This window comes from Streptomyces sp. AM25, assembly GCF_058146165.1.
The window spans coordinates 12,869-25,845 of sequence record NZ_JBKIWN010000004.1; the positions used below are offsets into that span (position 1 = coordinate 12,869).

Below are 12,977 nucleotides of genomic sequence, written 5' to 3' on the forward strand. Positions count from 1 at the left end.
ATTGATGTTACGGGAGTGTTGACCAGCGGATATGCCGTGGATTCATCGTTGAAATATCAAACGAGCCTTCGAAATTATGATTTGCGTGGTCGATGACCATTGGATCTAATGACCCCTGTGTGTGGCCCGAGCGGCCCCGCGGTCCGGCCGAAAAGCGGCCTGCCGTGCGTGCGCACGACGGGTGGGGCGATCCGGAAGGGCGGCAGCAATGGCCGAACCCTTCTCAGACCGAACGGTCGGTCTGTGGGCCGGAGTCCCCTCCGTCACAGGAGACGTCCGCGTTGCCGCCCGTGGAGGGGACGGGCGGCAACGCGGGACGGGGCGCCGCAGGGCGGCGCCCCTTACGGGGTCTTCCGCACCGCGGACGCGACGGCGACCGCCGCACCCGCCACCGCCCACGCGGACAGCACGAGGAGCGGGCCGGTCAGGGCGTTGCCCGTGAAATAGGCGATGGAACGCGCGGACCAGGTGCCCGCGCCCGGCGGCAGGTACGGGCCGATGGCGCGCCAGAACGGCGGCAGCAGCGGATACGGGTAGGCGCCGCCCGCGCTCGGGTTGCCGAGGACCACGACGATCGCGATGGCCAGCCCGATCCCGACGACACCGGCCAGGCCCTGCAGCGCCAGCGTCGTGGCCCCGACCGCGAACACCACCAGGGCGCCCAGCCCCCACAGCCCCGCGACGCTGCCGGGCAGCGCCCCGAGCACCGGGCCCGCGACGACGGCGCCGAGCAGCCCGGCGACGGCAGCACAGACGGCGATCGCGCCGAGCCGGATGACGGCCCGGTGCGGGTTGGCGGGCCGCGCGCCGGCGCTGACGGCGAGGATCGCCGCGCACAGATAGCCGCCCACGCACCACCCCACGACCAGGTAGAACGAGCTCAGCCCGCGGGCGTCGCCGCCGCTCGCCGGGACCACGTCGGTCACCTTCAACGACCGCTTCTCCGCCGCCTCGGCGCGGACGAGCACCGCCTCGGCGGCCTGCCCCAGCGAGGCCCCCGCGGCGCCCGCGGTGAGCAGGGTGTCGGTGGTGCCTCGCGGGTCGGTCACCAGCACGGCGTCCAGCTCGCGCTCCCGGAGCTGCCGTTCGCCCGCGGCCCGGCCGTCCGTCGCGCGCGCATCCAGCGGACCCCCGGGCAGGCTGCCCAGCCGGCCGACGAGGGTGTCGCGGACCTGCGGGGGAGCGACGACGCCGAGGCGGATGCCGCTGGGCCTGGGGTCGTGGAACGCGCCGACGTACGACGTGATGAAGGCGAGCTGGAGGACGAGCGCGCCGATCACCAGGAGTGCGGCGCGGCCGGTCACCGCGCTTCTGACCTCGTCGGGGAAGGAGGGCATGCCCCGAGCGTGCGGGGTGCCGGGGACGGCCGCAGGCGGTGCGGGCCGTTCGGGCTACCGGCCGGGGTTACTTGGGGGCGTGGTCGCCGAGGTAGAACAGCAGCCAGATGAACCCGGCGATGAGGTGGGTGACGAAGACGTAGACGCCGACGCGGAGGGCGAGCTGCTTCTCGGCCCACCGCTCACTGGTCTTCTCGGTCATCGCCGCACCGCCTCGTTCTCGTTCTCGGTTTCGAGGAGTTCCTCCAGCAGCTCGTTCTGCCCGCTGAGCACCTGCGTGAGGATGCGGCGCGCGGCGCGCATGAGCTCGGTGACGTCGCCCCCGGCGAGCTCGTAGACGACCGTCGACCCGGTGCGGGTGGAGGCGACGATCCCGGAGCGGCGCAGCACGGCCAGCTGCTGCGACAGGCTGGAGGGCTCGATCTCTATCGCGGCCAGCAGATCGCGTACGGGCATCGGCCCGTCCTGCAGCAGCTCCAGCACCCGGATGCGCACCGGATGTCCGAGCATCCGGAAGAACTCCGCCTTCGCCTGGTACAGCGGAACCGGCTTCCCCGCCACTCTCCACCCTCCTCCACGGCCGTTCCTGCACATCACGAATTGAAGAACTTTGCAATTCTAGCCGGTGGTCGGAGTGACGCCTGCGAGGGGCTCAGACGGGCGGGACGAGGGTGAAGTAACGGTCGAGGACGTTCCGGTCCCCTGTCACGGTGTCGAGCTGCTCGGCGGGGATGCGCTGCCAGAGGAACAGCATCAGGTCCGAGGCGGTGCCGGCGAGCTCGACGTCGCACGGGCCGTCGCTGTTCCCGTCCTCGTCGAGCCGGACGGTGTCGCCGTCGAAGTGCACGGTCCAGATGTCCGTGCCGTCGGTGCGGCGGAACCGGAAGCACTCGCCCGCGCCGGGCGGCGCCTGCCGCAGGGCCCGCCGGAACGGTGCCATCACCTGGAAGTTCTGGCCGACGGCATCGGCCGCGAGCGCGGCGGCGACCGGCCGGGCGGCACCGATGGCGTGCTCGGCGTCCCAGCGGTGCACGGCGGCCTCGATGGCCTGGATCCGCATCCAGAAACCGGCGGTCCGGTCCGGTGCCCAGGTCCACACCGGTTCGTCCGGTGCGCTGCTCCGGAACAGTTCTTCCAGGTCGGCGGCCCCGTCCGTGAACCAGTCGAGCAGGGTCGCCGGGAGCGGGGTGTGGTTCGGCGCGTTGTCCGGGTGGGGCCAGCCGTCGGTGTCCGCGGGGAGCCGGAGGAAGGAGAGGTCGGAGTGGTCCGGCTGCTCGGTGAGCCGTTCCCTGAGGAGCCGGGCCACGTACCGCTGCACGGTGGCCAGATGCACGACGAGGTCGGAGACCGACCAGCCGGGGCAGGACGGCACCGGGGGCGCGGCCGTGCCGCCGGTGGCGGCCCGGCGGACGGCGGACGCGAACGCGCGTGCGTCGCTGTGGAATTGGGCGATGCGGTCCATGGACTCCATGGGTCTACTGTGCAGTGCCGACGCCGAGTTGGGACAGGAACGCCGCGGCGGCGGGGGAGGGGCCGAGCTTGCCCCACACCAGCATCTCCACGCGGGTCGGCGGGGTCTTCACCTTCAGGATGTGCACGCCCGGCAGTTCGGCCGCGATGGCCTCCGGCACCATGCCGACGCCCAGGCCGGCGCGCACCAGCCGGGCGAGGAACTCCACGGTGGTGACCTCGAACGGCGCATCGGCGGTCAGGCCCTCGGCCTCGAAGGCCGCCTGGCGCTGCCGCCTGGCCGCCGAACCGGCCGGGAAGTCGACGAAGGGCTCGCGGGCCAGCCGGCGCAGATCCGTCCGCCTCCGCCCGGCGAGCGGGTGCTCCGGCGCCACGATGGCCACCAACTCCCCACGGGCCAGCTCCCGGTGGCGGACGCCCTTCGGCACGGTTCCCGGGTCCATGCCGGTGAAGGCCACGTCGAGCGAGCTGTCCCGCACGCGCTCGATCAGCTCTTCGCTGGCGCCGCCGACCAGGCGGATCCGCACTTCCGGATAACGGGCCTGGTACCGGCGCAGCGCGTCGGCCAGGTCGACCGCGGCGACGGTGGAGATGGCGCCGACGGCCAGCCTCCCGGAGACCTTGCCGGTCGCGGCCCGGACCTCGGCGCGGGCGCGTTCGGCGGCGTCCAGCGCCTGCCGCGCGACGGGGACGAAGGCCGCACCCGCCGCCGTGAGCCGCACCGCACGGCTCGTGCGGTCGAACAGCCGTGTTCCCAGCTCCTTCTCCAGGCGGGCGATCTGGTGGCTGAGCGCCGACTGCACCACGTGGCAGCGCTCGGCCGCACGCGTGAAGCCACCGGTCTCCGCCACCGCGACGACATAGCGCATCTGTTGCAGCTCCATACATCCATCGTAGAACGCGATGACTCGATGAAAACAATGCATTGGCTTCATGAGCGCCTTGACCGGGACACTTGTTTCCATGACGCACGTACGGAAAAACGACGGATCGGGCGGCGGACCGGCCGGGAACGGCGAACTGGGCCGCGGCACGCTCCTCGTGATGGCGGTCGCCTGCGGACTGTCCGTCGCGGGCAACTACTTCGCGCAGCCCCTGCTCGGGGTGATGGGCCGCGAGCTGCACATGAGCACGGCCGTCTCCGGTCTGGTCGTCACGGCCGCCCAGACCGGCTACGCCCTCGGGCTGATCCTGCTCCTGCCCCTCGGCGACCTCTTCGAGCGGCGCCGGCTCGCCGTGACGCTGTGCGCGGCCACCGCCGTCTTCCTGCTGGTCACGGCGAGCGCCACCAACACCGCGGTGCTGCTCGTCGGAACCGCCCTCACCGGGCTGACCTCGGTCGCCGCGCAGGTCATCGTCCCCTACGCGGCGACGCTCGCCGCTCCCGAGAAGCGCGGCCGCACCGTCGGCACGGTCATGACGGGCCTGCTGCTGGGCATCCTGCTCGCCCGCACGGCCGCCGGACTGCTCAGCGACCTCGGCAGCTGGCGCACCGTGTACTGGGTGAACGCCGTGCTCATGGCGGCCATGGCGGTCCTGCTGCGCTGCGCCCTCCCCCGCCTGCGCACCGACGCCGGCCTCGGCTACCCCCGGCTGCTCGCCTCGACCGTCGCGCTCTTCGCCCGCGAACCGGTGCTGCGGTGGCGGGGCGCGCTGGGCGCCCTGTCCTTCGCCACGTTCAGCGTGCTCTGGACGGCCCTGGCCTTCCTGCTCTCCGGCCCCGCCTACGGCTGGTCCGAATCCGCGATCGGACTCCTCGGACTGCTGGGCGCGGCAGGCTCGCTCGCGGCGTCCGTCACCGGACGCCTGGCCGACCGCGGGCTCGTCCACCACGTGACCGGCGCCGGCGCCTTCCTGCTCCTGGGGTCCTGGGCCCTGCTCGCCCTGGGCGGCTCCGGCGGCCACTGGTCGCTGGCCGCACTGCTGGCCGGCATCCTCGTGCTCGACGCCGCGGTGCAGGGCGTGCAGATCAGCAACCAGAACCTGGTGTACGCGGTGCGCCCCGAGGCCCGGAACCGCCTCAACTCGGCCTACATGACCAGCTACTTCGCGGGCGGCGCGCTCGGCTCCGCCCTCACCTCGGCGACGTGGGGCGCGGCGGGCTGGACCGGGGTGTGCACGCTGGGCGCCGCCCTGTCGGCCGTCCTCACCGCGACGTGGCTGGCGGAACGCCGTTACCGGAACCGCCGGATTCCCGTGCCTCGCACTGTGACGCAGCCCGAAAGCCCCACGCTCACCGGGTCGTCCGTACAGTAGTGACCATGCGTTCAACAGTGCTCGCGCCTCCCGCCGTCTAGGGCGGGACGCCGGCGCATCGGCCCTCAAGGGGGCCGATGCGCTTCTTGGTTGTGCCCGCGCAAGGGAGACCACGACCAACTCCTCCACACCATCCGGAGAACGCACTGTGTCCGTATCCACTCCTGCCGTGCGCGGACTCGCCTGTCTGGCACTGGCCGGCATCACCTGGGGGACGACCGGCGCCGCCGTGGAAGTCGTCTACCGGTCGAGCGACTTCGGGCCGATGGCCGTATCGTTCTGGCGCTTCCTCGGCGGAATGGCACTGCTGATCGCGGGCTCCGCACTGCGCCCCGCCCGCCGCACGCGCCGTGCGCCGCGGCGGATGCGGCTGCCCACGGGCACCGGCATCGCCCTGGCCGTGTTCCAGACCGCCTACTTCGGCGCGGTCGAGGACACGGGACTGGCTGTCGCCACCATCGTCGCCCTGGGGGCGGCCCCGGTCCTCACCGCCGCCGGGGGCCGGCTGTTCCTCGGGGAACGCATCGGGCGCGGCGGCCTGTTGGCGGTCGGCGGCGCGCTGACCGGCCTCGCGGTACTGGTGCTGGGCAACCAGCAGAGCGCGGTACGCCCGCTCGGGACCGGGCTGGCACTGCTGTCCGCCACCGGATTCGCCGCGGCCGGCCTCCTGGGCCGGTGGGCCGGACGGCACGGCACCGGGGAGGACCCGTACACCCTCACGCTGTGGTCGTTCGGCATCGGAGCGGCGGCACTCCTGCCGTTCGCCTGCGGCGAGGGGCTCGTGCCGCACACGGCCCACCCCGGCCGGGTGGTGCTGATGCTGCTGTACGTCGCCGCCGTCACGACCGCCCTCGCCTACCCGCTGTACTTCGCCGGGGCCGCGGCGGTCCGGGCGGCCACGGCCTCGGTGGTGATGCTGATCGAGCCGGTCAGCGCGGCGGCACTGGCTGCCCTGCTGCTCGGCGAACGGCTCACCGTGGCATCGGTGGTGGGCGCGGGGGTGCTGCTCGCTGCTGTCGCGGGGCTCGGGGTGGCGGAGTCGCGGGCGGGGAGTTGAGTAAGGTGCCTCATCGGCCGTGAAGTTCGGGGGAGCGGTGGGGCGAGGACGCGCGTCACGTTGGGTTGCCTGCACCGGGCTGGCCGGTGTCCTCGTGGCCGGAACCGGATGCACGCAGTCGGCGGAGCAGGGCTCGGGGCCGGGCATGGCACCCCATGCCCGGTCCTACTTGTCGACGACGCTGGACATCATGGAGAAGAACTCCTTGCGGCGCCACGAGATCGACTGGCCCCGGGTGCGCCGCACCGCGTTCTCGCTGGCGCGGTCCGCGCAGAAGCCGGAAGACACCTACGGGGCGATCCGCTTCGCCGTCAATTCCCTGGGCGACAAGCACAGTCAGTTCTTCGAACCGCAGCGGGTGAAAGGGGAACTCGAAGCTCCCGCCAAGACTTTCGACGGCCTGCAAGGCCGGCCGCTGGAAGGCCGCATCGGCTACATATCCCTGCCCGGGGTGCGGTCCGAGGAGGCGTTCGCGTCGTACGTGCGGCAAGGCCGCGAGGCAATGGCGGAGGCGGACCGGGACCGGGCCTGCGGGTGGGTGGTGGACCTGCGCGGAGAAGACGGCGGAGGCATGGAGGCGCCCCTCGCCGTCGTGCGCCCGATCCTGGGGGACGGGAGCGTCGGCATGTTCGTCGACCCCGACGGCAAGAGGTCCGCATGGACTCGCGACAGTGAGGCGTCCTGGGGGAACGGCGCCCCGGTGGCCCACCCCGACGCGCCGGTCGCCGTGCTGACCGGCGGGGCGACGGCCAGTGCGGGCGAAGCGGTTGCGGTGGCCTTCCGGGGGCGGCCGGACACGCGGTTCTTCGGGCGGCCCACCCGCGGTGTTCCCACGGGAAACGCCGCCCATTACCTCTCCGACGGGGCCGCGCTGATCCTCACCCAGGTGAAGGAGGCCGACCGCACCGGGCGCATCTATGACGGGCCCATTCCTCCCGACGAGGACATCCCCGCCGACGACGGAGCCTTGGAGGCGGCACAGGGCTGGCTTCTCAAGCAGCCTTCTTGCGCTTGAGCCTGCGGAGTCACGGCTTCCCCGGGCTGCGCCGCCTGAAGAGCAGCTTGCTCGAACGCACACTCGAACGAATATTCGAGAAGTGGTCTATCGTGGACCCCGGAGGGTCGAAATCCGGCCATGGGGGGAGCGGCAGACAACAGCACGGCAAGCGCAGGAGGTGCGATGGCGGCGTTCACGCACCTGCACACCGCATCGGGCTTCTCGATGCGGTACGGCGCCACGCACCCGGAGCAGCTGGCGGCCCGGGCCGCCGAGCGGGGCATGGGCGCGCTCGCCCTCACCGACCGCGACACCCTCGCCGGGGCGATACGGTTCGCCGACGCCGCGGCGGAGGCCGGGGTGCGGCCGGTGTTCGGGGTGGACCTGGCCGTGCGGGGGCAGGAGCCGCAGGCGTCCCGTCCGCGCACCCCCGTCCGCGGCGGGGCCTTCGTCGACGAGTCCGCGCCCCGTGCCGTCTTCCTCGCCCGCGACGGCGCCCCCGCCTGGGCCGCCCTGTGCGGGCTCGTATCCGCCGCCCACGCGGGAGGCGGCAGGCAGCCCGCGCTGACCCCGGAGGATCTCGCGCACGCCGCCGCCGGGATCCGAGCCCCGCTGACCGTGCTGCTCGGACCGGACTCCGAGGTCGGGCGGGCGCTCGCAGCCGGGCGGGCGGACCGGGCCGCGCGACTGCTCGTGCCCTGGCGTGAAATGTTCGGTGATGCGGCGCTGCGGCTGGAAGCCGTCTGTCACGGGCGCACCGGCACGGGGCCGGGGTCGCTGCGGCTCGCCGCGCGCACGGTCGGGTTCGCCGCCGAGCAGGGCGTGCGGGCCGTGCTCGGCAACGCCGTGCGCTACGCCGACCCGGGGCAGGGGCCCGTCGCCGACGTGCTCGACGCGGCCCGCCTGCTGGTGCCCGTCGACCGCCGCCGGCCCGAGGCCCGCGACAGCGGGGAGCGGTGGCTCAAGGGGGCGCGGGACATGGCGGACGTTGCCGGGCGGGTCGCGGAGGCCGCCGGTTTCCGGCGGGACGCCGCCTTCCGGCTGCTGGCCGCCACCGAGGAGACCGCGGCCGAGTGCCGCGTCGACCCGAAGCGCGACCTGGGCCTCGGCACCGTCCACTTCCCCGAGCCGCACCTGGTCGGCGCCGGGCCCCGCACCGCGGCGCGGGTGCTGCGGTCCCGCTGCGCGGCGGCCCTGGTGCTGCGCGGCCACGACCGCGACCGCGCGTACTGGGACCGGCTGGACGAGGAGCTGCAGATCATCAACGGGCACGGCATCGACGGGCACGGCTTCGCCTCGTACTTCCTCACCGTCGCGCAGGTCGTCGACGACACCCGCGCGCTCGGCATCCGCGTCACCGCCCGCGGCTCCGGCGCGGGCTCCCTGGTCAACCACCTGCTGGGCATCGCGCACGCCGACCCCGTCGAGCACGGCCTGCTGATGGAACGCTTCCTGTCGCCGCAGCGCCGCGCGCTGCCCGACATCGACATCGACGTCGAGTCCGCGCGCCGCCTGGAGGTCTACCGCGCGGTCTTCGCCCGCTTCGGCGAGGAGCGGGTGGCTACCGTCGCCATGCCCGAGACCTACCGGGTGCGGCACGCGATCCGCGACGTGGGCGCCGCCCTCGGCATGGACCCGGCCGAGGTGGACCGGCTCGCCAAGGCCTTCCCGCACATCCGGGCCCGCGACGCCCGGGCCGCGCTGGCCGAACTGCCCGAGCTGCGCGGCATCGACGCGGCGCGCTACGGGCGGCGGATGTGGGAGCTGGTCGAGGCGCTGGACGCGCTGCCGCGCGGGGTCGCCATGCACCCGTGCGGGGTGCTGCTGTCGGACGCCTCGCTGCGGGCCCGTACGCCCGTCGTGCCGACCAGCGGCGAGGGCTTCGCGATGTCGCAGTTCGACAAGGAGGACGTCGAACGGCTCGGACTGCTCAAACTCGACGTGCTCGGCGTACGGATGCAGTCCGCGATGGCCCACGCGGTGGGCGAGATCGAGCGGGCCACCGGCCGCCGTCTCGACCTGGACGACCCCGCGCAGGTGCCGCCGGGGGACCGGGCCACGTACGAGCTGATCCGGTCCGCCGAGACGCTCGGCTGCTTCCAGATCGAGTCGCCGGGCCAGCGCGACCTGATCGGGCGGCTCCAGCCGGCCGGCTTCCACGACCTCGTCGTCGACATCTCGCTCTTCCGGCCCGGACCGGTCGCGGCCGACATGGTGCGGCCCTTCATCGAGGCCCGGCACGGCCGCGCGCCCGTCCGCCTCCCGCACCCGGACCTGGCGGACACCCTGCGCGAGACGTACGGCGTGGTCGTCTTCCACGAGCAGATCATCGAGATCCTGCGGATCATGACCGGCTGCGACCGCGGCTTCGCGGACGAGACCCGGCGCGCCCTGTCGGACCCCGGACTGGTCGGCCGGGTACGGGCCTGGTTCGCGGAGCGCGCGGCCGCCCGGGGGTACGACGACGACGTCGTGCGCCGCACCTGGGAGATCGTCGCGGCGTTCGGTTCGTACGGGTTCTGCAAGGCGCACGCGGTGGCCTTCGCGGTGCCGACCTACCAGTCGGCCTGGCTCAAGGCCCACCATCCGGCGGCCTTCTACGCCGGGCTGCTCACGCACGACCCGGGGATGTACCCCAAGCGGCTGCTGCTCGCGGACGCGCGGCGGCGCGGGGTGCCGATCCTGCCGCTGGACGTGAACCGCTCGGACGCCGCCTATCGAATCGAACTGGTGTCCGGTGACGGGGTTCCGGGCATCCGGCTCGCCCTCTCCGAGGTGCAGGGCATCACCGAGGCCGAGACCCGGCGCATCGTCGACGGGCGCCCGTACACCTCGCTCCAGGACCTGTGGCAGCGCGGCCGCCCCCGCAGGCCCGTCGCCGAACGGCTCGCGCGCGTCGGCGCGTTGGACGCCTTCGGCGCCAACCGCCGCGACCTGCTGCTGCACATCGCGGAGCTGCACCGGCGGCAGCGCGGGACGGTGTCCCCGGCCCAGCCCACGCTGGTCGACAGCGCCCGCGCCGAGCCGATCGGCCTGCCCGACCTCGACGCGGCCGAGCGGCTCGGCGCGGAGCTGAGCGTGCTCGGCATGGACGCCTCGCGCCACCTGATGTCCGACCACCGGGCGTTCCTGGCCGAGCTGGGCGCGATCCCGGCCCGCCGGCTGCGCGAGGCGCGGCACGGCGAGACGGTGCTGGTGGCGGGCGCCAAGGCGGCCACCCAGACGCCGCCGGTCCGGTCGGGCCGGCGCGTCATCTTCACCACCCTCGACGACGGCACGGGCCTGGTCGACTGCGCCTTCTTCGACGACAGCCACGCGGCCTGCGCGCACACCGTCTTCCACTCCTGGCTGCTGCTCGTCCGCGGCGTCGTGCAGCGCCGCGGCCCCCGCAGCCTCAGCGTGGTCGGCTCGGCGGCCTGGGACCTCGGGGAGCTGACCCGGCTGCGGGCGGAGGGCGGGCTCGACGCGGTGGCCGCGGAGCTGGCACGGCCGCTCGCGGCGGAGCCGGCCGCCGTGGCCGGCCGCCGCATCGAACTGTCCACCGGCTATGCCCTGCACCCCTGGTCCGACCTGCAGCCCGCGGGCGAAGGCCCGGCCACCGGGCGCAAGTTGTGGCACGCGAGCCCGGGGAGCGCGGGATGAACGGCAGAGCGCACCTCTCCGCGGTCCCGGCGGTGCCGGCCCCGGCGGTATACGAACCGGAGCCGCCGGCCCCCACCGTGCTCTACGTCCACTTCCACCCCGTCGCGGGCGGCTCCCTGGGGGAGGGCGCCTACGACGGGCTGCTCGCCCTGCTCGGCGGGCTGACGCCGCTGGTGCAGGCGCTGCCGCCGGACGCCGCGCTCGCCGAAGTGCGCGGTGCCCTGCGGTATTTCGGCCACGGCCCGCAGGAACTCGCCGCGCTGCTGCGGGTGCGCGCGCTCGCCCGGTACGGGGCCGACTGCACGGTGGGGATCGGCGGGAACCCGATGCTGGCGCGGATGGCCGCCCAGGACGGGCCGGCCGGGGGCGTGCGGACGGTTCCGGCCGGGCCGGGGGCGGCGGCCGCCTTCCTGGCCCGCAGACCGGCCGCCGCGCTGTACGGGGTCGGGCCCGCCACCGCCCGTACGCTGTGCGCCTACGGGCTGGACAGCGTCGGCCGGATCGCCGCCGCACCGCTGCCCGTGCTGCAGCGCATCCTCGGTGCGGCCGCCGGGCGGCGGATCCACGAACTGGCGCACGGCATCGACCCCACCCCCGTCGGCCCGGCCGCGCAGGCCCGTTCGATGGGCGCGGAACACCGCTTCGCGGCCGACGAACTGGACCCGGAGTACCGGCGCCGTGCGCTGCTCACGCTCGCCGACGGGCTCGGCACCCGGCTGCGGGAGAGCGGGCAGGTCGCGCACGGCCTGAAGCTCACCGTCCGGTACGCGGACGGCTCGTCGACCACCCGCGCGCGGGCCTTCGCCGAGCCGACCGCGCACACGCCCGAACTGACCGCGGCGGCCTATACCTTGCACGGTGCGCTCGGTCTGCAGCGGGCGCGGGTACGGGCCGTGGCGCTGCGCGCCGAGGGGCTGACGGACGCCGCGAGTGCCGCGCACCAGCTGACGTTCGACCCCGCCGACGAGAAGGCGCGCCGCGTCGAGGAGGCGGTCGACAAGGTGCGGGAGCTCTTCGGCCCGGGTGCGGCGGGTCCCGCGGCGGCCCTGGACCAGGGCTGGAGCAACGTGGCCTGAAATGTCCGGAGTTCGGCGACGTCAACCTGAAGCACCCCCGCACGTTCCGGGGCGGAATCCCTGCAATTTTCCTTGACGCAAGCAAAGATCACCCGCAACCTACCCACAGGTAAGTTAACGAACTCTTCATGCGCGGGTGACCCCACTCACTCCGCTGCTCCGCCATGCCTTCCCCACTGATTTCCCCACCGATTCCCCCACCGCAAGGAGTCCCTGTGAAGCTGCGCCCGAAACCGCGCTGGAGATCCCTCCGTGCCCTGCTGCCCGTCGTCGCCCTGACGACGATGGCCGTCGCCGCACCGGAGGCCGTGGCGGCCCCGCAGAGCAGCACCGCCGCCGTCACCAGCGGCTGGAACAACTACTCCTGCAAGCCGTCCGCCGCGCACCCGCGCCCCGTCGTCCTCGTGCACGGCACCATGGAGAACGGCTCCACCAACTGGTTCTCCTTCGCCCCCTACCTCACGAGCCGCGGCTACTGCGTCTTCTCCTTCGACTACGGCCAACTTCCGGGCGTGCCGGTCTTCTACGGGCTCGGCCCGATCGAGAAGTCGGGCGAGCAACTCGCCGCGTACGTCGACAAGGTGCTCGCCGCGACCGGCGCGTCGAAGGTCGACATGGTCGGGCACTCGCAGGGCGGCATGCTGCCGCGCTACTACACGAAGTTCCTCGGTGGCGCCGACAAGGTGAACGCGATCGTCGGCATCGCGCCCAACAGCCACGGGACGACGCTGTCCGGCATCGCCAAGCTGATGGACGTGGTCCCCGGCATCGGCCCCGCCGCGCGGAAGCTCATCAACGCGACCGCACCCGGCCTGACGGACCAGGTGGTGGGATCGCCGTTCATGCAGAAGCTCAACGAGGGCGGGGACACGCTGCCCGGCATCCGCTACACCGTGATCGCCACCAGGTGGGACGAGGTCGTCACGCCGTACAAGACGCAGTTCCTGTCCGGACCGAACGTGCGGAACGTGCTGCTGCAGGACCTGTGTCCGGTGGACATCTCGGAGCACCTGGCGATCGGGACGATCGACCGGGTGGCGTTCCACGAGGCGGCCAATGCGCTTGATCCTGAGAACGCGACGCCGTCCGATTGCTCGGCGATGATCCGGGGGTAGTCGGGTGCGGGTCGTTTGTGGCTGATC

Annotated in this window: 11 protein-coding genes; 6 read left to right on the forward strand and 5 right to left on the reverse strand. The window is 73.5% G+C overall.

All coding sequences use genetic code 11. The features are described from left to right. Positions 1-341: 341 nt before the first annotated feature. From ACLHRZ_RS06160 to ACLHRZ_RS06180, 5 genes are all read right to left on the reverse strand, one after another. The gene (locus ACLHRZ_RS06160; RefSeq protein ID WP_490417239.1) at positions 342-1,337 is read right to left on the reverse strand and encodes a DUF3533 domain-containing protein; all 996 of its coding nucleotides are present in this window, start codon (positions 1,335-1,337) and stop codon (positions 342-344) included. A 67-nt stretch (positions 1,338-1,404) separates the two neighbouring features. Then, positions 1,405-1,539, reverse strand: a complete 135-nt coding sequence (locus ACLHRZ_RS06165) for a DUF6126 family protein (protein ID WP_490417240.1) — start codon at positions 1,537-1,539, stop codon at positions 1,405-1,407. Then, positions 1,536-1,898, reverse strand: coding sequence for an ArsR/SmtB family transcription factor (locus ACLHRZ_RS06170; protein ID WP_490417241.1), 363 nt, complete (start codon positions 1,896-1,898; stop codon positions 1,536-1,538). The genes ACLHRZ_RS06165 and ACLHRZ_RS06170 overlap by 4 nt, the downstream gene beginning before the upstream one ends. A gap of 91 nt (positions 1,899-1,989) precedes the next feature. After that, entirely contained in the window at positions 1,990-2,808 is an 819-nt protein-coding gene (locus ACLHRZ_RS06175) for a maleylpyruvate isomerase family mycothiol-dependent enzyme (RefSeq protein WP_490417242.1), read from the reverse strand. Positions 2,809-2,812: 4 nt separating this feature from the next. After that, the gene (locus tag ACLHRZ_RS06180; RefSeq protein WP_490417243.1) at positions 2,813-3,691 is read right to left on the reverse strand and encodes a LysR family transcriptional regulator; all 879 of its coding nucleotides are present in this window, start codon (positions 3,689-3,691) and stop codon (positions 2,813-2,815) included. A gap of 79 nt (positions 3,692-3,770) precedes the next feature. Here ACLHRZ_RS06180 and ACLHRZ_RS06185 point away from each other — a divergent pair, with 79 nt between their 5' ends. From ACLHRZ_RS06185 to ACLHRZ_RS06210, 6 genes are all read left to right on the forward strand, one after another. Further along, the gene (locus tag ACLHRZ_RS06185) at positions 3,771-5,063 is read left to right on the forward strand and encodes an MFS transporter (RefSeq protein WP_490417244.1); all 1,293 of its coding nucleotides are present in this window, start codon (positions 3,771-3,773) and stop codon (positions 5,061-5,063) included. Positions 5,064-5,211: 148 nt separating this feature from the next. Continuing rightward, entirely contained in the window at positions 5,212-6,120 is a 909-nt protein-coding gene (locus ACLHRZ_RS06190; protein WP_490417245.1) for a DMT family transporter, read from the forward strand. 145 nt (positions 6,121-6,265) lie between these two features. Next, positions 6,266-7,135: a S41 family peptidase gene (locus tag ACLHRZ_RS06195; protein WP_490417246.1), complete on the forward strand. Its 870-nt coding sequence runs from the start codon at positions 6,266-6,268 to the stop codon at positions 7,133-7,135. A 165-nt stretch (positions 7,136-7,300) separates the two neighbouring features. Beyond that, a complete protein-coding gene (locus tag ACLHRZ_RS06200; RefSeq protein WP_490417247.1) occupies positions 7,301-10,759 on the forward strand; it encodes a DNA polymerase III subunit alpha in 3,459 nt (1,152 codons plus the stop codon). Then, positions 10,756-11,835, forward strand: coding sequence for a DNA polymerase Y family protein (locus ACLHRZ_RS06205; RefSeq protein ID WP_490417248.1), 1,080 nt, complete (start codon positions 10,756-10,758; stop codon positions 11,833-11,835). Before ACLHRZ_RS06200 ends, ACLHRZ_RS06205 begins: the two co-directional genes overlap by 4 nt. 221 nt (positions 11,836-12,056) lie before the next feature. After that, complete coding sequence (locus ACLHRZ_RS06210; RefSeq protein ID WP_490417479.1) at positions 12,057-12,950, forward strand: lipase family alpha/beta hydrolase; 894 nt, start codon at positions 12,057-12,059, stop codon at positions 12,948-12,950. Positions 12,951-12,977 lie beyond the last annotated feature (27 nt).